This is a genomic window from Kineosporia sp. NBRC 101731 (genome assembly GCF_030269305.1).
GTDB lineage: Bacteria > Actinomycetota > Actinomycetes > Actinomycetales > Kineosporiaceae > Kineosporia.
In genome coordinates this window covers 306634-325430 of the sequence record NZ_BSTC01000001.1, presented here as the reverse complement: position 1 = coordinate 325430, position 18797 = coordinate 306634, and the positions used below count along the sequence as shown (strand labels likewise).

Below are 18797 nucleotides of genomic sequence, written 5' to 3'. Positions count from 1 at the left end.
CAGATTTTTGTCAGCCCGCCAGCGACCGCAGGCGACGCAGCACCTCGTCCTGGCCCAGCACCACGGCGATGGCGTGCAGGTCGGGGCTGCGGGTCGAGCCGGTGAGCGCGACGCGGATCAGCTGCGAGGCTTCGCGGATCGAGCCCGGGTAGGCGTCCGGGTTCTTCTTGAACTCCTTCGGGCTGGGCGCAAAGTTGTTCTTGGCCGCAGCCTCACGGATCTGGTTGAACCACTCGGGCTGGTCCTCGAGGTGCTGGTAGCCCTCGATGAAGGTGTTCACGAACGCGGTGACCACCTCGGGGGCCACGTTCAGGGCGGCAGCCCGCTCGTCCGTGGGACCTGCGATCAGGGGGAACACCGTCGGGAGGAAGAACCCGTACTGCGGGCCGAAGTCCGACCACTTGCGCAGGTCCTTGCGCGGGTTCTCGACGCCCTCGCGCTCCACGCCGATCGCCTTGACGGCCAGGTCCTTCTCCGCCTTCAGTACCGTCGCCAGTTCGGGGTCGAACTGCTCCGCCCAGATCAGCACCTGGTCGTAGACCTGCGGGCTGGTGAGCGAGGCGATGTAGTCGGCGCTCATGCCCTCGAGCTTGACCAGATCGACCAGCGGACCCGCGACACCGAACTCGCCCAGCTCCAGCGGCGTGGACAGTGCCTGCTCGAGCGGCATCTCGGCCAGCCGGCCGTTGGCCAGGCCGCGCAGATAGTACTGCACCGCGGGGGCCGGGAAGCCCTGCTCGATGTAGAAGTCGACGCCCGCCTCGGGGTCTTTCCGCTTGGAGAGCTTGCGCTTTCCACCGGAGATCGTCTTCATCAGCGGGGCGATGTGCGCGTAGGTGACCCGCTCGAAGCCCAGCGCGTCGAAGAGCTGCAGGTGCAGCGGAACGGAGCTGATCCACTCCTCCCCCCGGATCACGTGGGTGACCCGCATCAGGTGATCGTCCACCGCGTGCGCGAAGTGGTAGGTGGGCAGACGCAGAGCCGCGGCCGAGCTCTTCAGGATGACGACGTCGTTGCGGTTGGCCTCGTGCTGCAGCTTGCCGCGGATCGCGTCGTGGAACGAGACCCGGCGGTCACCGTCTTCCGGGGTGCGGAACCGGACCACGTAGGGCCGGCCCTCGTCCAGGGCGGTCTGCAGCTGCTCGTCAGTGGCGTTGCGCCAGATCGCCCAGCGACCGTAGTAGCCGGTCGGGGCCTTGGACGCTTCCTGCCGGGCCCGGATGTCGGCCAGCTCTTCGGGCGTGGCGAAGCACAGGTAGGCCTTGCCCTCACGCAGCAGCTCGCGCGCGAAGGTCAGGTACAGGGTCTCGCGCTGCGACTGGTAATAAGGGCCGTACTCACCCTCGGGCTCGTCGGCCTCCAGACCGAAGTAGCCGAACGCCCGCCCGAACTGCTCGGCGGCACCCTCGACCTCACGGGCCTGGTCGGTGTCCTCGATCCGGAGCAGGTACGTGCCCCCGGTGCTCGCGGCCAGATCCTTGTTGATCATGCCGACGTAGAGACCGCCGATGTGCACGAACCCCGTCGGGGACGGACCGAGCCGGGTCACCATCGCACCCTCGGGCAGCTGCCGGGGCGGGTACTTCTGCTCCAGCTCCGCCGGTTCGGGGAGGTCGGCCGGGAACAGCGAGTCGATGACCTGGCGGTCGAGCATTGGGGTCCAGTCCTTGAGGGCGTCTACCGGTGGACGTGTCCACAACCGGTTGTGGACACGTCCACGATGGTAGTCGCCCCGCCCCGGCGACTCCCTCCTGCGCGCCGCGCCAGCCACCTCGTCCCTCATTTCGACTTGCAGCCGCGCGTATAGTTGACGTAAAGGCACCGATCCGGCCATCACCGGGGAGCCTCCGGAAGAACCGAGGGCCCTGCCCTCCTAGTAGAACCGGACGGAATCGCCGCACGTCATCGCGGCTTTCGAGCGGCATCCACGCAGGTTGTGGGTGCAAGCGGGGTGGTACCGCGGAGCCGCACAGCTTCGTCCCCGCATGAGTCCCATGCCTCATGCGAGCCGACGAACCAGGAGTGCGCCCGATGGCCGAACAGACGTTCGCCACCCCCTTCGCCAGCCTTCCCACGCGGATCGACCTGCCCGCCACGGATCACAAGATCATCGACTGGTGGAAGCAGAACCGGATCTTCGAGCGCACCCTGGAGCGAACGAAGGACGGCGCGAGCTGGGTCTTCTACGAGGGCCCGCCGACCGCGAACGGCTCCCCCGGCACGCACCACGTCGAGGCGCGCGTGTTCAAGGACCTCTTCCCGCGCTACCGCACGATGAAGGGGTACTCCGTGCCCCGCCAGGCCGGCTGGGACTGCCACGGCCTGCCCGTCGAGCTGGCCGTGGAGAAGGAGCTCAACCTCTCCGGCAAGCCCGACATCGAGAAGGTCGGCATCGCGTTCTTCAACGAGCGCTGCCGCACCTCGGTGACCCGTCACGTCGGCGAGTTCGCCCAGCTCACCGAGCGCATGGGCTACTGGATCGACCTCGACAACCCCTACGAGACGATGTCCCCGGAGTACGTGGACAGCGTCTGGTGGTCGCTGAAGAAGATCCACACCGACGGCCGCCTGAACGAAGACTTCCGGGTCACGCCGTACTGCCCGCGCTGTGGCACGGCGCTGTCCGACCACGAGGTCGCGCAGGGCTACGAGAACGTCAAGGACCCTTCGGTCTACGTTCGGTTCCCGCTGGTCGAGCCGCTGGCCGGCCACGCCGACGCCGAACTGCTGATCTGGACGACCACCCCGTGGACGCTGGTGTCGAACACCGCGGTCGCGGTGCACCCCGACGTCACCTACCAGCTGGCGAAGAACGACAAGGGGACGTTCGTCGTCGCCGAACCGCTGCGGGTCGCCGTGCTCGGTGAGGACTCCGAGGTGCTTGCCTCGTTCCCGGGCCGGGAACTGGAAGGCCTGAACTACCAGCGTCCGTTCGACCTCATCGAGATCCCCGACGCACACCGCGTCGTGCTCGCCGAGTACGTCACCACCGCCGACGGTACGGGCCTCGTGCACCAGGCCCCCGCGTTCGGCGCCGACGACCTCATCGTCGCCCGGGCCAACGACCTGCCCGTGGTGAACCCGGTGCTGGGCAACGGCCACTTCAAGGACGACGTCCCGATCGTGGGCGGCCTGTTCTTCAAGGACGCCGACGAGCCCCTGATCATGGACATGAAGAAGCGCGGCGTGCTGTTCCGCTCGCAGCGCTTCGAGCACTCGTACCCGCACTGCTGGCGCTGCCACACGCCGCTGATGTACTACGCGCAGCCCGCCTGGTACATCCGCACCACCACGGTGCGCGAGCAGCTGCTGCGGGAGAACGAGCAGACCAACTGGTTCCCCGAGCACATCAAGCACGGTCGCTTCGGTGACTGGCTCGAGAACAACATCGACTGGGCGCTCTCGCGCAGTCGCTACTGGGGCACGCCGCTGCCCCTGTGGCGCTGCTCGGGTGACGACGAGCACGTCACGGCGATCGGCTCGCGGAAGGAGCTGGGCCAGCTCACCGGACGCGACCTCTCCGACCTGGACCCGCATCGTCCGTTCATCGACGAGATCACCTTCGACTGCCCCCAGTGCCAGGCCACGGCCACCCGCGTGCCCGAGGTCATCGACGCCTGGTACGACTCCGGCGCCATGCCGTTTGCCGCCATCGGCTACCCACACGTGCCCGGCAGCGAGAAGGCCCTCGAAAGCCGTTACCCCGCCCAGTACATCGCCGAGGCCATCGACCAGACGCGAGGCTGGTTCTACTCGCTGATGGCCGTCGGCACGCTGGTCTTCGACCGCTCGCCGTACGAGAACGTCGTCTGCCTGGGCCACATCATGGCCGAGGACGGCCGCAAGATGAGCAAGCACCTGGGCAACATCCTGGCCCCCATCCCCCTGATGGACGACCACGGTGCCGACGCCCTGCGCTGGTTCATGGCCTGCTCGGGCTCGCCCTGGTCGCCGCGGCGGGTGGGTCCGGGCCCGCTCGACGAGATCACCCGCAAGCTCCTGGCCACCTACTGGAGCACGGCGTCGTTCTTCTCGCTGTACGCCAGCCACGTGGACTGGAAGCCTTCTGAGGCCAAGCCGGTCCGCGAGCGCAACACGCTCGACCGCTGGGTGCTGGGTGAGCTGCACGCGCTCGCCCGCGATGTGGACTCCAAGCTGGAGAACTACGACACCGCCGGAACCGGCCGCGTCCTGGGCGATTTCGTCGACGACCTGTCGAACTGGTACGTGCGGCGCTCGCGCCAGCGGTTCTGGGACGGCGACATGGACGCACTCGTCACGCTGTACGAGTGCCTCGATGTGCTGACCCGCCTGCTCGCGCCGATCGTCCCGTTCATCACCGAGGAGGTCTGGCAGCTGGTCGTGCGGCCGGGTAACGCCTCGGCCGCGGAGTCGGTGCACCTGGCCGACTGGCCGACCGCCGACGTGTCGCTGATGAGCGCGGCGCTCTCGGAGGAGGTGCGCACCGCCCGTAACGCTGTCGAGGCCGGCCGGGCCGCGCGCAAGGCGTCGAAGGTGCGGGTGCGTCAGCCCCTGGCCACGGCCTATGTCGGGCTGCCGGGCGGCGTAACGCTGTCGCAGGCCCTGCTCGACGACATCGCCGAGGAACTCAACGTCAAGAACCTCGACACGCTGGCTGCCGCCGGCGCGGTCGTCGACGTCGAGATCAAGCCCAACTTCCGGGCCCTGGGTAAGCGTTTCGGCAAGCAGACGCAAACAGTGGCGAAGGCGCTGGCGGCACTACCGGCGGACGACGTGGTCGCCGCCCTGCGCGCCGACGGTGTGGTGAAGGTCGAGTTCGAGGGCGCGCTGGTCGACGTGACCGACGACGAGGTCGTCGTGACCGAGCTCCCCCGCTCGGGCTGGGTGGTCGAGACCCAGCGCGGTGTCACCATTGCGCTGGACACCGAGGTCACCCCCGAGCTCGAGGTCGAGGGCCTGGCCCGCGACGTGGTCCGTGTCGTGCAGCAGGCCCGGCGCGACGCCGACCTGGACATCTCCGACCGCATCAACCTGGTGGTCAGCGGCCCGTCAGAGGTTCTCGACGCGGTGCGCACCCACCAGGAGTTCGTGGCCGGTGAGGTGCTGGCCGATGCGGTAGAGACCAGCTCCGAGGCGCTGGCCTCAGGTTTCGCCGGTATCGCAGGTGAGGTGGACGTCACTGTCTCGGTGACCAAGGCCTGACCGGTCCACCCCTGGATCAGGGTGCGAGGACTTCGCTGACCGAGTCCCGCGGATGTCCGTACTTCACGGACTCCGCGGGACAGGTCACCTGAACCGCCCTCACGAGGGTGGTTCTTCGGTCAGGCGAGCGCCAGGAAGAGCTTTTCCAATTTCTTCACATCAACACCCTCGAGACCGTTCTCGGACTCCGCGATGCAGTGGGTGAGCCCCGTCGCGACCACGGCGTAGCCGGATCGGGCGATGGCCTTGTTCACGGCCGCCAACTGCGTGAGAACTGCCTCGCAGTCGGCCCCCTCCTCCATCATCCGGATCACGCTGCCCAAATGGCCGTGGGCCCGCTTCATGCGGGTGATGATGCTTTTGATTTCAGTGGGTTCCAGCTCCACGAGGGCCTCCTGACGCGTGCACGCTCCGAGGTGACGCCAGCCGGCGCTGAGCCGTGATCCGCCTCGGCCATCGTCCGTGATTCTACATCCCCCTGGGGGGATGTGGTTAGCTATCCCCCCGGGGGGATAGCCGTCCCACCCTGCCCACACCGGTCATCCATGCGCCGGCCCGGAGGAAATCACCCATGTCCTTTCCCGTCTCCGACCCGACGGTGCCCATGCCGAGCGGCCCGTCCCGGCCGAAGCCACCGGAGAGACCTTTCGGCCCACTCGGGCGCCTCGGGTTGATGGTGACCGCCCACACGCGGATCACGACACTCGTCTGGGTCGTACTGATCGTCGGGCTGGGCCTTTTCGCCCCGCGTGTCGAGGCGGAACTGTCCGGAGCGGGCTGGCAGGCCAACGGTTCCGAATCGGTCGCCGTGCGTGAGGCCGCTCAAAGTCACTTCGGGGGCGCTGCGTCACACGCCCTGCAGATCGTGGTGCACGCCGACCAAGGTCAGGTGACGCAGGGCCGGGGCGCCGAGGTGATCACCGAGGCCACCCGCCTGCTGACGGCCGACCCCCGGATCTCGCAGGTCAACCCGCCACAGACCAGCCCGGACGGGTCCACCGCCATCCTCCTGGCAGGCGCGGCCGCGGACACCAACGAGATGGTCCGAGCTGCGGACGATCTCAAGGGCCCCCTGAAAGCCCTTTCCGGGGAAGGGATCCAGGTCGACCCGACCGGATCGTCCCTCCTCTGGAGTGACTTCAACGAGGCCAACCTCGAGGCCATGCTGAAGTCCGAGCTGTACTCCTGGCCGATCACCCTGGCGATCCTGGTGCTGGCCTTCGGGGCCCTGCTGGCCGCCGGGCTGCCGCTGCTACTCACCCTGGCCGGGCTGGTCGCCTCGGCCGGATCGCTGGTACTGATCAACCATCTGGTGCCGGTCTCGATCTGGGCGATGAACTTCGCGATGATGTTCGCGCTGGCCCTGGGCATCGATTACGCGCTCTTCCTGGTGGTGCGTTACCGGGCCGCCCGGGCCGCCCGGTCCGCCCGGTCCGTTCCGGGTCTGGACGACCGCCGGGCGGTAGCCGAAACCATGGACACCGCCGGTAAAGCCGTGCTGCTCAGCGGCCTGACCGTGGTGGTGTCGCTGAGTGCCGTGATGGTGGTGCCCAGCCCGTCGTTCCGCTCCATGGCGGCCGGCGTCATGCTGGCCGTGGTCTTCGTGCTGGCGGCGACACTCACCCTGCTGCCCCTCGTGCTGGTGTCTCTCGGGGACCGGATCAACAAGCTGTCCCTCCCCTGGTCCCGGACGTCCGAGTCCCGTTCCCCCCGGTTCGAGGCCTGGGGCGAGCGCCTGTGGCGACGTCCCGTGCTGTTCGGCACCGCCGCCGTCGTGATCCTGCTCGCCCTCACCGCCCCCGTACTCGGCCTGCGCACCGCGATGCCCTCGATCAAAGTGCTGCCTGCCGACGCCTCCGCCCGGGTGGGGTACGACGTGGTGCAGAAGGCCTTCGGCCCGGGAGCACCGGGCACCCTGCAGATCATCGGTGCCGCCGGTGACAGCCTGGCCATCGCCGAGATTCTCTCCGCCGACCCGGGCATCGCCACGGTGACACCGGCCGGGGCCGCGGCCGACGGCACCATGATGTTCCAGGCCGTGCCCACGGTGGACCCGTCCGATCCCGCGCTGGTGACCACCGTCGAGCGGCTACGCACCGATCTCCCGACATCAGCCCTGGTCGGTGGGGCAGCGGTGGAGAATCTCGACCTGAAGAAGCAACTCGACGACTCGACCCCGCTGGTCATCGGGATCGTGCTCGCGCTGGGCTTTCTCCTGCTGCTGGTGGCACTCCAGGCCCCGCTGATCTCCGCCCTGGGCACGCTGGCCGGCCTTCTCTCGACGGCGGCGGCGTTCGGAGTGGCCCGGCTGATCTTCCAGGAGGGCTTCGGGGCCGGACTGCTCGGCTTCACCTCACAAGGTTTCCTCGACGCCTGGGCCCCGGTGTTCTTCTTCGCCATGGTCTTCGCGATCGCCATGGATTACACGGTCTTCCTGCTGGCCTCGGCGAAAGAACACTGGGAACGCACCGGCGACCCGCGCGAGGCCATGGTCGGTGCGATGGCCCATTCGGGCCGGGTGATCTTCGCCGCCGGGGCTGTGATGGTGGCGGTCTTCTTCACCTTCGCCCTGTCCGGCCCGCTCCCCCCGAAGGAGATGGGCGTCGTCCTCGGTATCGCCGTGCTCCTGGACGCCTTCCTGGTCCGCCTTGTTCTGCTGCCGGTGATGCTCCGGCTGACCGGAAAGACTGCCTGGTGGTGCCCTGTCTGGCTGCGTCGGGTGCTTCCGCGCATCACCTTCTCTCACGGCTGACGAGAGGGCTGGGGAACCCTCACACAATCCCCACAGAACCAGGCCGACAGACCCGATCGCTGCGGTCAGGATGACCAGGTGGCAATACCTCAGAAGCCTTCAGGACGCGCCGGTCAGCTCGCCATGGCGCACTGGGTAAGCCAGCTTTACTGATGGGTCAGGGTTTTCATACTCCTGGTCAGCACGATCGTGATTCTCGCGGTCCACGCAGCCCGACCAGAATCTCAGAGGCGTTGCTCGGCGAGATCCAGCCAATGGTTCACGTCATCGTCGGTGTGGTGCCGGATGGCCCAGTCGGTCAGGCGCAGGCTCATGTGGGCCCAGAGGGGTTGGAGTTCGTGGTCGGGGATGTGCTTGAGGACGCCGTCGAGCGTCGAGGTTTCCGGCCGCCGGCCTCGGTGGTGCAGGCCGAAGTAGAGAGTGACCAGGTCGAGGCGCCGGTCTCCTCGGCCGGCGCCGTCCCAGTCCACGAGACCGGTGATCGAGCCGCCCTCGGCCAGCAGGTTGCCCGGGTGAAAGTCCAGGTGAACGGCGTCGTGGTGCCTGGCCGCGTCCGAAGTGACCGCGCGGATGCGGCGCTCCAGGGCGGCGGTGCGGTTGCTGTACTGCCTGAGCGGTTCGTGCAGGCAGTATCCGGGGCCGTCGTCCTGCAGATACAACTGGATCGGCGGGATGTCCGGCCGGTCGACGAGCAGATCTTTCTGCCGGTCATTGATGCTGAGCGCCTGGTGGAGAAGGCTCTGGTCGAGATGGTCGAGCTGGGTGCCGGGCCTGAGCTCCTGCACCATGACCACGGCGTGCCCGATCTGTTCCACCAGCTCTGTTCCGGGAGCCGGGATACCCGCCGTCCGGGCCGCTTCGCAGACCGCGAGCGGACCCCGCAGCAGATCGGCCTTCCTGCTGTGCGGACGCCACTTGAGCACTGACCGGTGACCGTCTTCCCAGCGCACGAAGGCCGCACCCACTTCCCCGCCGGCGCACGGCCCTTCCACCACGAGCCGCGTCCCGGTCCTGGCGAAGAGCTCATCGGCCATCTGCCCGGCGTCGAGTTTTTCAGCCTTACCCCAGCTGGGAGGGATGGAAGTCATCGCCGACCGCTTCCCTCCCGACCATCTCCTCAGGCAACCGTCACCGGCACGGCGACCAGCCGCGTCCTCCATTTCATCATTACTGCGCCATGTCGACGAAGCGCGAGTAGTGACCCTGGAACGCCACCGTGATCGTGTCGGTAGGACCGTTACGGTGCTTGGCCACGATGAAATCAGCCTCGCCCGCGCGCGGAGATTCCTTCTCGTACGCGTCTTCTCGGTGGAGAAGGATGACCATATCCGCATCCTGTTCAATAGAACCGGATTCGCGTAGGTCGGACATGGCCGGCTTCTTGTCGGTGCGCTGTTCAGGACCACGGTTCAGCTGGCTCAGCGCGATCACCGGCAGCTGCAGCTCCTTGGCGAGGAGCTTGATGGCCCGGGAGAACTCGGAGACTTCCTGCTGGCGGCTCTCGACGCGCTTACCGCTCGTCATCAGCTGGAGGTAGTCGATCACGACGAGCTTGAGGTCGTGCCGCTGCTTCAGTCGTCGGCACTTGGCCCGGATCTCCATCAGCGACATGTTCGGGCTGTCGTCGATGAACAGGGGCGCGTCGCTGATGTCGCCCATCGTCTTGGCCAGACGGGTCCAGTCTTCCTCCCGCATGGTGCCCTTGCGCATGTTCTGCAGCGGGATGCGGGCCTCGGCCGAGAGCAGACGCATGGTGATCTCGTTGCGCCCCATTTCGAGGCTGAACATGACCGAGGTCATGCGGTGATGGATTGCGGCAGAACGCAATATGTCCAAACCGAAGGTGCTTTTGCCCATTGCCGGCCTCGCCGCAATGATGATCATCTGGCCAGGGTGCAGGCCGTTGGTGAGGGCGTCGAGGTCGACGAAGCCGGTGGGGACGCCGGTCAGGCCGTCGCCGCGGTGGCTGGAGGCCTCGATCTCGTCGATCGCGCCCTCGATCACCTCGGAGAGGGCGTGGTAGTCCTCGCTGGTGCGCTGCTCGCTGACCTTGTAGATCTCGGCCTGCGCCGAGTTCACGATCTCCTCGACGTCACCGCCACCGCGGCCGTCAGCGCCGTTGTAGCCGAGCTGGACGATGCGGGTGCCGGCGTCGACCAGGCGACGCAGCACGGCGCGCTCACGCACGATGCGGGCGTAGTAGCCGGCGTTCGCGGCCGTGGGCACCGACGAGATCAGGGTGTGGATGTAGGCCGGGCCGCCGATCTTGGCCAGTTCGCCGCGCTTGGTCAGCTCGGCCGCGACCGTGACGGCGTCGGCGGGCTCACCGCGGCCGTAGAGGTCGAGGATCGCGTCGTACACCAGCTCGTTGGCCGGGCGGTAGAAGTCGGTGCCCTGGAGCTCCTCGACGACGTCGGCGATCGCGTCTTTCGAGAGCATCATGCCGCCGAGCACGCTCTGCTCGGCCGCCACGTCTTGCGGTGGCGTTCGACCCAGGTCCGACCCACCGCCCGAATCGGACGGCGACACGGACAGATCGGCGAGTGACATCGAACCTCTTCCCAGCTGTTGCTCTGCGACCGACTCGACGGGTGAGCAGGCCCCTGAAAAATACGGGTCGCCGGGCAGCCGTTCAACGCCACTCTCCACAGGGGGTGGCCTAATCGGTGCACAACTCGGCTCCGCCTGTGGATAAGTGGTTAACAAAGCCCGGGGTTTGTACACAGGCTGTGGATAACAGTGGGGAAAACTAGTGGACGAGATAGGTCTCACAGGCCTCTGACCGGCCAAGGATCTGTCCACGGGCTGTGGATGCCAAAAAGATCGGGCCCATTCAGTGCATCGTCACCTCACCGTCACCAAAAACCTCACAACGACCCCTGTTGGCCGAAACCGAACGAAAATCGGTACATTCCGGATCTGCGGCACCAGGTCGTGCACACTGTGATGTGTGCGTCGACCGCGACGCGCCCATGACGAGGCAAAAAGCGAGACAACGAGGTGATCCGGCTGAGCAGGAACCCCGGCCGGAGTAACACCGACCGGCAGATCCTGGCCCTGGCGCTGCCCGCGCTGGGCGCGCTGATCGCCGAACCGATGTTCCTGCTCGTCGACTCGGCCATCGTCGGACGCCTGGGCACCACGGAGCTGGCGGGCCTGGGCATCGCCGGCGGCATCCTGACCACGGCCGTCTACATCTTCGTCTTCCTCGCCTACGGCACCACCAGCAGCGTCGCCCGGCTGATGGGCGCGGGCGACCGCACCAAGGCCATCGCCATCGGGATGGACGCAGCCTGGCTGGCGGCGGGGATCGGCGTCTGCGTGGCGCTCCTGGGCTACGCCGTGGCGCCCTACGCGGTGGACCTGGTCGGAGCGGCCGGGGCCGAGCCCGGCGTGCGCGAGGCCGCCATCACCTACCTGCGCTGGGCCCTGCCCGGGGTGCCGGCCATGCTGATCGTGCTGGCCCTGGTCGGCGTGCTGCGAGGACTGCAGAACACCCGGGTGACCCTGTGGATAGCGGTCAGCGGCGCCCTGCTGAACGCCGGGCTCAACCTGCTGCTGGTGCACGGGGTGGGCTGGGGCATCGCCGGGTCGGCGATCGGCACGACCATCAGCCAGTGCGCCATGGCGATCGCCGCGACCGGTTACGTGGTGGGAGACGCCCGCCGCGCGGGTGTCTCCCTGAAGCCCCACCTGGCCGGTGTGAGGCTGGCAGGCCGCACCGGCGTCCCCTTGCTCATCCGCACCATGGCCATGCGCCTGCTGCTGCTCCTGACCACCGCTGTGGCCGCCGGTTTCGGCGCTCCCTCCCTGGCTGCCCACCAGGTGGCGCTCAACGTCTGGAACCTGCTGGCGCTGGGTCTGGACGCGCTGGCCATCGCGGGTCAGGCGCTGACCGGGACCGCGCTGGGCCGGGGCGACGTGGAGGGTGTGCGCGAGGCGACCCAGCGGATGGTGCGCTGGGGCATCGGCGCGGGAGTGGTGTTCGCGGGCGTGCTGCTGCTCTGTGCCGGTGCGCTCGGGCCGCTGTTCAGCGACGATCCCGAGGTCCGGCGCGCCCTCACCGGGGCGCTCATCGTGGCGGCCCTCACCCAGCCGGTCGCCGGATACGTGTTCGTGCTCGACGGCGTGCTCATCGGGGCCGGGGACGGGCGCTTCCTGGCCTACGCGGCCGTAATCCAGACCGCTCTGTACGCACCGGCGGCGATCGCGATCGGGCTCTGGGGCCCGGACGGCAAGGCCGGCCTGGTGTGGCTCTGGGTGGCCTTCGCCGGGGGCTGGATGGTGGTGCGCGCGGTGGTGCTGCGGCGGCGCGAGCGCGGTGACCAGTGGCTGGTCACCGGCGCTTACCGGTAGGACCGGTCACTCGGAGTCCGGCACCATGATCCGCTTCTTCACCCCGTCGGGCTGGGTGAAGGTCTCCAGGTGGTAGCCGGCCGGGACGGTCGGGTCGTGCGGGTTGTGCGCCGCCGGGCTGCCCACGGGCTTCACGTCGGCGGGCCCCATGATCTGGAACAGGGCCATGTACATGCGGCGCCCGAACGAGGGTCGTACTGCGTTACTCATACGAAACATTCTCTCCGGTGACGGAGGACGGCCAAAGGGCCAATGCGCGAAACCCGGCTCCCGCAGGGCGGGAACCGGGTTTCGTGAACGAGGTACTGCTCAGCCCTCGGCGACAACCTTCAGCGTCACCTTGGCCTGAACGTCGGCGTGCAGCCGGACCCGGGCAATGTGCTCGCCCGTGGTCTTGATGGCCGACGGGATCTCCACCTTGCGGCGGTCGACCTGCGGACCCTGCGCCTCGACGATCGCCGCGGCGATGTCGGACGGGGTGATCGCACCGAACAGACGACCCGAGGCACCGGCGCGGACCGCGAGGCGGACCGGCTTCGACTCGAGCTTGGCCTTGACCGAGTTCGCCTCTTCGAGAGTGGCGATCTCACGGGTCTTACGGGCCTTACGGATGGCGGAAACCTGCTTCTCGCCACCCTTGGTCCAGACCGTGGCCAGGCCACGGGGGACGAGGAAGTTACGGCCGTAGCCGTCCTTGACCTCGACCACGTCGCCCGGGGTACCCAGGCCAGAGACTTCCTGCGTGAGGATGAGCTTCATCGTCGCTTCTCCTCTACTCAGCGAGCCGAGCTGGAGTACGGCAGCAGGGCCATCTCCCGCGCGTTCTTGACGGCCTTGGCGATCTCACGCTGCTGCTGCACCGTGACACCGGTGACCCGACGGGCGCGGATCTTGCCCCGGTCGGAGATGAACTTCCGCAGCAGAGCGGTGTCCTTGTAGTCGACCACCGTGATCTTGGCGGCCTTCAGGGGGTTCTGCTTCTTCTTCGGCTTGCGCACGGGAGGCTTTGCCATCGTGGTTACTCCTTACTGCACGAGTGGGTTCGCCGGTCGGGCCTGGGCCCGGCCGGCGGAATGATCAGAAGGGGGGCTCTTCCTGGCTGCCGCCGAAACCGCCGCCGCCACCGGACGCCGGACCCGTGGCCCACGGGTCGTCGGCCGGGGCGGAAGAGTTTCCGCCGCCACCACCGGAGTAGCCACCACCGCCACCGCCGCTGTTGCCACCGGAGTAGCCACCGCCACCGCCGCCACCACCGTTACCGCCGAAGCCACCGCCTCCACCGCCACCACTGCGCTGGGTCTTGGCGACCTTGGCCGTGGCGTATCGCAGCGACGGGCCGAGTTCTTCGACCTCGAGCTCGACGACCGTGCGCTTCTCGCCCTCGCGGGTGTCGTACGTGCGGCTCTTCAGCCGCCCGGTGACGATCACGCGAGAACCCCGGGTCAGCGATTCAGCGACGTTCTCCGCCGCCTCTCGCCACACCGAGCAGCGCATGAACAGCGTCTCGCCGTCTTTCCACTCGTTCGACTGACGGTCGAACGCGCGGGGGGTCGAGGCCACGGTGAAGTTGGCCACCGCCGCCCCCGACGGGGTGAAACGCAGTTCGGGGTCGTTGGTGAGGTTGCCGATCAGCGTGAGCGTCGTGTCGCCGGCCATACGGTTTCTCTCCGGTCCTGCTGGTTACTGGTGGGGATGCCGACGGCGCTACGGCCGGACAGCGGTGAGGAGATCAGCGAGCGCCGGGGCGGATCAGCTTCGTCCGCAGCACCGACTCGTTGAGGTTGAGCTGGCGGTCGAGCTCCTTGGCGTCGGCAGGCGTCGTGGTCATGTCGACCAGCGCGTAGATGCCTTCGGCCTTCTTCTGAATCTCGTACGCGAGCCGGCGACGGCCCCAGATGTCGACCTTCTCGACGGTGCCGCCACCCTTACGGATGACGCCGAGGAACTTGTCGAGCGAGGGCGCGACGGTCCGCTCTTCCAGCTCAGGGTCGAGAATGATCATCAGTTCGTACTGACGCATGAGAACACCCACCTCCTTCGGTCTAAGCGGTCACGGTCTCTCCGTGACAGGAGGGGTCTTGCGCGTCGTCGGAAGCTGCTTCACCCCAGGGAGTGGGGAGTCCCAGCTTCTCGATCGCCTCGAAGCGTACCTTCGTCAAGGCCTGGAGATGAAATCTCCTCGATACCGATGCTGCCGGTGGGCACCGCCTGGTCGCGGAACGACTCGTCCACGGCCTGTGATCCGCCGTAGACGAGGATGCCCTGGATGCCCACCCAGGTGATGCCGGCCAGCCGGGCCAGCAGCATGATCAGGTAGAACTGCGCCGGCAGCCCGCGGTTGGAGGTGGTCTCGGCGGCGATGTAGAGCCAGATCCCGACGAAGTAGACAGCCTCGGTGGCGGCCCAGATCAGGTGATCGCGCCAGCGCAGGCCGGTCAGGGCCATCAACGGCAACAGCAGCAGGGACGCCTGGGCCGGCAGGGATTTCGAGATCACCAGCAGGAACGCGAGGGCGGCGAGCGAGGCCGGCGCGACGCGCCGGATCACCCAGTCGGCCATGGTGGACGAGAGGGCGGACGAAGGTTTGGACGAGGGCAGTCCGGTGAAGGTCTGGTCGTCGTCCCCGGTTCGCGCCGTCCCGATCGGTGCCAGCGGTGCCACCCGGGCCACCGTGAGGCGCAGCAGCAGCGCGGTCACGACGATCATCGCGATCACGACGAGCACCGAGGTCGCGGTGCCGCTGAGCGCATCGGCGCCGAAGAGCCAGCCGAAGAACAGCTGGGCGGCGCGGCCGCCCCACGAAGAGGCCGGGTCGGGCTCGGACGCGCCCAGGAGTTGCGGCACCAGCCAGAGCGAGCCGTAGCCGGGTGAACCTTGACGCCAGGCGTCCCACGTGGTTCCGAGCTGGCCGGAGACACCGGGCAGCAGCACGACCCGCACCAGCAGCCAGGCGATCACGGCGCTGCCGGCGAAGGTCACGCCCGCGAGCGCCCGTGGGTCGCGGCCGGCTTCGATGGCCGCCTCTTCGGAATCGGACTCGGGGTCGTAGGAGTGCGAGCGCCAGAGCGAGAGCACGGCGACGACCAGGGCGATCACCGCGACCTGGGGGGCCGCGGCGATGCCCAGGCCGAGCAGGAGGCCTCCGGCCAGGGCCCGGCTGCGGGACAGCGCGAAGAGGGCGACCGCGACCAGGGCGACGGCCAGTAGCTGGTAGGAGATCAGGCCGGCCGTGACGATGACCGGGCTGAGGGCGAGGTGAGAGGCGTCCCAGCCCCGGCGGCCCAGGGTGAATGCGGTGGCTGCCACCGCGACCGCCAGGAGGGCGGCGAGCAGGAGCGCGGTGAGGTCGAAGAAGCTGCGGTTGGCACCCGCGGCATCGCCGTCGATCAGGCCGGAGGTGACCCACATCATCAGCCCGGCGAGCGGTGACTGGCCGAGGCCACCGCCGGACCCGAGGGATGCGGTCAGGCCGAGGCGCTCAGCACCACCGAGGCCGGAGCTGGCGTAGACGACCGGGATGTCGCTGTAACAGGCGTGCCAGAACTGGTCGGGTGAGCTCCAGCCGTCGGCGCGGCAATGTTGTTTCTGCACGATGCCGAGCCCGAACACCACGGCCGATAGCACCACGAGCACGGTTCCGGCGCGCCAGAATCCGCCGGCCGAGGCGAGGCGGCGCCCGGCCGGCCCGCCGATGACGGGACTGGCCGAGCGCACCAGGGGGTCGAGACGGGAGGGCGCGTAGACGCCCTCACCGTCGTCGATGTCTGCCGCTGTCTGTGACCAGCGGGGCGAGCCCGGTCTCACACTGGGCTGCCGGACCCGTCTGCCGCTCATCCGTCAATTGTTCCCGTCGTTGCCGTCGTCCTGGCCCGGGAACGTCGGAAGAGTGTTGCCGGTGGTCTCGGTGACGACCGGGTCGGTCGTCTCCGTCGGCGGGGTCGTCGGATCCTGGGTGAAGGTCGGCTGACTCGGCCGGGTGGGCTCTTGGGTCGGCTGCTCGGTCTGCGTCGGTGTCGGGGTCTCGGTCGGGGTCGGGGGCACGGTGACCGTCGGCGTCGGCGAGGAGCTGACCACTTCACCACCGCGCGGCGGCTTCGCGAAGTCGACGATCTCTTTGCCGGCGAGCGCGGCGGTCATGTAGTCGGTCCAGATCCGCACCGGGATGGAACCACCGTAGATGCTGGTGAACCCGCCGAAGCCCTGGAGTTCGCCCAGGCTCTTTCCGTCTTTCTTGACCTGGTGCAGGCCGACGACCGTGGCCACCTGGGGGGTGAACCCGGCGAACCAGGCCGACTTGCTGCCGGACGAGGTACCGGTCTTGCCGGCCACCGGACGGTTCAGTGCCTTGGCGTAGACACCGGATCCCTGCTGGACGACCTGCTCCATGGCGTAGGTGAGGTCGGCGACCTTGTCCTCGTCGAAGACCTTGTCGCCCTTGACGACGTCCGAGGGGACTTCGTACTTGTAATCAGAGTTCTGGGTCTTGGTGATCTTGCTGATCGTGTGCCACTGCCGGTGCACACCCTGCGCCGCGAAGGTGGCGTAGGCGTTGGCCAGGTCGATGGGGTGCACGCTGGCGGTACCGAGCACGTTGACCAGGTTGGAGCCGAGGTCGGGCGTGTCTTTCGGGATGCCGGCGGCGATCGCCGCGTTCTTGGTCTTCTCCGGGCCGATCTGGTTGTTCAGGTCGACGTAGACGGTGTTGACCGAGCTGGCCGTGGCCTTGATCAGGTTGATCCAGCCGTAGCTGACGCCGCTGTCGTTCTTGATCTCCTTGGTGCCGGCCCGGATGACGCGGGGGCTGTTGCCGTTGTACGTCGATTCCAGGCTGACGCCGTCTTCCAGCGCCGAGATCAGGGTGAACGGCTTGAACGTGGAGGCGGCCTGGGCGCGGTCCTTGGTGGCCTGGTTCAGTTGCTTATCGATCCCCGTGCCGCCGTAGATGGCCAACACGCCACCGGTTTTCGGGTTGATCGAGGCCATGCCGACGCGTAGGCCCTTGGGCGCGTCCTTGGTCCACTTCTTCACGGCCTTGTCGCCGGCATTGACCAGGCGCTTGTTGAACGTGGTGGTGATCTGGTAACCGCCGGTGGTGAGGTCTTTCTCGTCGATACCGGCTTCCTGAGCCTCTTCCTTCACCATTTCCATCAGGTAGGCGGCCTGACCGGTGCTCGAGGTGGTCGTCTTCTGCTTGACGACCTTCGGGAAGGTCAACTGCGAGCGCTTGGTCGCGTCGAGCCAGTTCCGGGTGACCATCGCATCGAGCACGACGCCCCAGCGGCGGTTGGCGCGTTCCTTGTGCAGCGGGTCGCCGTCCGTAGGGTCAGCGAGCCCGGGGGCGTTGATGATGCCGGCGAGGAAGGCGCTCTCGGACTCGTCGAGCTTGGAAACGTCTTTGTTGAAGTAGGTCTTCGAGGCGGCCTGTACACCCCAGGCACCGCGACCCCAGTAAATGGTGTTGAGGTAGCGCTCGAGGATGACGTCTTTGTCGAGCTTGCGGTTGATCTTGACCGCCAGCACGGCCTCGTTCATCTTGCGCTTGTACGATACTTCGCGCTCGTTGTACACGTTCTTCACGTACTGCTGGCTGATCGTGGAACCACCCTGCTGGTTCCCACCGGTCACCGTGGCGATGGCGGCGCGGACGATCGAGGTGTAGTTGACACCGCTGTTCTCATAGAACGAGTGGTCTTCCGCGGCGAGCACGGCGTGGATCAGCGATTCGGGGACCTCTTTGAGGCTCACACTCTCGCGGTTCGTCACCGAGAGACGGCCGATCTCGTCCTTGCCGTTGGCGTAGTAGACCGTGGTGGTCTGCGCCAGAGTGGTCGGGTCTTCCGGCGGGATGTCGACCGAGTTGTAGAAATAGAACACGACGCCGACGAGCAGCAGCGTGAAGAACGCGAAGGTACCGGTGACCAGCTTCCAGGACGGCAGCCAGCGCTTGACACCCCGCTTACCCCAGCGCGGGTAGTTGAAGTAGCGGTGATAGCCCTGCGGGGGCAGACCGGCGCCAGCCCCACCGGCACGAGAACGGGACGTGCGGGAGCTACGCAAGGGCTCCCCGGTCCTGTCCAGTTGCTCATCCTCCTGGCTGCCGAAAAGGCTCAGCGCGCCAGTGTTGGCCAACAGCTGACCGGCGCGGCTGTCCCGCAGACGGTTCTGAGCCCGTCGACCTCGTGACATTCCGTCGGGCGACTGTGCCGGACCGCCCAGCTCGTCGTACGGCGACGCGCCGTAGGCGACGGTGTGAGCCTCCTGGTGGTCGGAGGAGGAGAGAGCGGCATACGGGTCGGAACCGGGAGCAGCCGGGCGGGCCTTGGGCCGTTCGGCTGATCGCGAGCTCCGCGGACGTTCACGAGGATCAGCGGCCGGGCGCATCGGCTCGTCACGCTGGTAGGGGTCACGCTGGTACGGACCGGGAGCGACCGGAGCGCTGCGGTTCTCGGCATATCCCGAATCCTGCGCATATCCCGGGTCGGGCCGGTTCTGGCGAGGACGTTCA

The 18797-nt window shown here is 67.7% G+C and carries 14 protein-coding genes; 3 read left to right on the top strand and 11 right to left on the bottom strand.

Features of this window, described 5'->3' with window-relative positions:
- Positions 1–10: 10 nt before the first annotated feature.
- Positions 11–1654: a glutamate--tRNA ligase gene (locus QSK05_RS01355; protein WP_285593051.1), complete on the bottom strand. Its 1644-nt coding sequence runs from the start codon at positions 1652–1654 to the stop codon at positions 11–13.
- Between the two features lie 377 nt (positions 1655–2031).
- Here QSK05_RS01355 and ileS point away from each other — a divergent pair, with 377 nt between their 5' ends.
- Positions 2032–5184: an isoleucine--tRNA ligase gene (ileS, locus tag QSK05_RS01350; RefSeq protein ID WP_285593049.1), complete on the top strand. Its 3153-nt coding sequence runs from the start codon at positions 2032–2034 to the stop codon at positions 5182–5184.
- Positions 5185–5303: 119 nt separating this feature from the next.
- On the opposite strand, the gene QSK05_RS01345 is transcribed toward ileS, so the two are convergent.
- Complete coding sequence (locus QSK05_RS01345; RefSeq protein WP_285593047.1) at positions 5304–5570, bottom strand: metal-sensitive transcriptional regulator; 267 nt, start codon at positions 5568–5570, stop codon at positions 5304–5306.
- 185 nt (positions 5571–5755) lie between these two features.
- Here QSK05_RS01345 and QSK05_RS01340 point away from each other — a divergent pair, with 185 nt between their 5' ends.
- Entirely contained in the window at positions 5756–7936 is a 2181-nt protein-coding gene (locus tag QSK05_RS01340; RefSeq protein WP_285593045.1) for an MMPL family transporter, read from the top strand.
- A 224-nt stretch (positions 7937–8160) separates the two neighbouring features.
- Here QSK05_RS01340 and QSK05_RS01335 read toward each other — a convergent pair whose 3' ends face one another.
- Together QSK05_RS01335 and dnaB are read right to left on the bottom strand one after the other, a co-directional pair.
- Entirely contained in the window at positions 8161–9024 is an 864-nt protein-coding gene (locus tag QSK05_RS01335; protein ID WP_285593043.1) for a phosphotransferase, read from the bottom strand.
- 79 nt (positions 9025–9103) lie between these two features.
- Complete coding sequence (gene dnaB / locus QSK05_RS01330; RefSeq protein WP_285593041.1) at positions 9104–10486, bottom strand: replicative DNA helicase; 1383 nt, start codon at positions 10484–10486, stop codon at positions 9104–9106.
- A 450-nt stretch (positions 10487–10936) separates the two neighbouring features.
- On the opposite strand from dnaB, the gene QSK05_RS01325 reads away from it, so the two are divergent.
- Entirely contained in the window at positions 10937–12292 is a 1356-nt protein-coding gene (locus QSK05_RS01325) for an MATE family efflux transporter (RefSeq protein WP_285593039.1), read from the top strand.
- A gap of 6 nt (positions 12293–12298) precedes the next feature.
- On the opposite strand, the gene QSK05_RS01320 is transcribed toward QSK05_RS01325, so the two are convergent.
- The 7 genes from QSK05_RS01320 to QSK05_RS01290 form a co-directional block, all read right to left on the bottom strand.
- Positions 12299–12502, bottom strand: a complete 204-nt coding sequence (locus tag QSK05_RS01320; protein WP_285593037.1) for a hypothetical protein — start codon at positions 12500–12502, stop codon at positions 12299–12301.
- Positions 12503–12601: 99 nt separating this feature from the next.
- A complete protein-coding gene (gene rplI / locus QSK05_RS01315) occupies positions 12602–13051 on the bottom strand; it encodes a 50S ribosomal protein L9 (protein WP_285593034.1) in 450 nt (149 codons plus the stop codon).
- A gap of 17 nt (positions 13052–13068) precedes the next feature.
- Complete coding sequence (gene rpsR, locus QSK05_RS01310; RefSeq protein ID WP_052528300.1) at positions 13069–13305, bottom strand: 30S ribosomal protein S18; 237 nt, start codon at positions 13303–13305, stop codon at positions 13069–13071.
- 64 nt (positions 13306–13369) lie between these two features.
- On the bottom strand, positions 13370–13948 hold the full coding sequence (locus QSK05_RS01305; RefSeq protein WP_285593031.1) for a single-stranded DNA-binding protein: 579 nt from the start codon (positions 13946–13948) through the stop codon (positions 13370–13372).
- Between the two features lie 73 nt (positions 13949–14021).
- Complete coding sequence (gene rpsF / locus QSK05_RS01300) at positions 14022–14312, bottom strand: 30S ribosomal protein S6 (protein WP_231483693.1); 291 nt, start codon at positions 14310–14312, stop codon at positions 14022–14024.
- An 80-nt stretch (positions 14313–14392) separates the two neighbouring features.
- The gene (locus QSK05_RS01295) at positions 14393–16126 is read right to left on the bottom strand and encodes a glycosyltransferase family protein (protein ID WP_285593029.1); all 1734 of its coding nucleotides are present in this window, start codon (positions 16124–16126) and stop codon (positions 14393–14395) included.
- Positions 16127–16129: 3 nt separating this feature from the next.
- A complete protein-coding gene (locus QSK05_RS01290) occupies positions 16130–18673 on the bottom strand; it encodes a transglycosylase domain-containing protein (protein ID WP_285593028.1) in 2544 nt (847 codons plus the stop codon).
- Between the last annotated feature and the right edge of the window lie 124 nt (positions 18674–18797).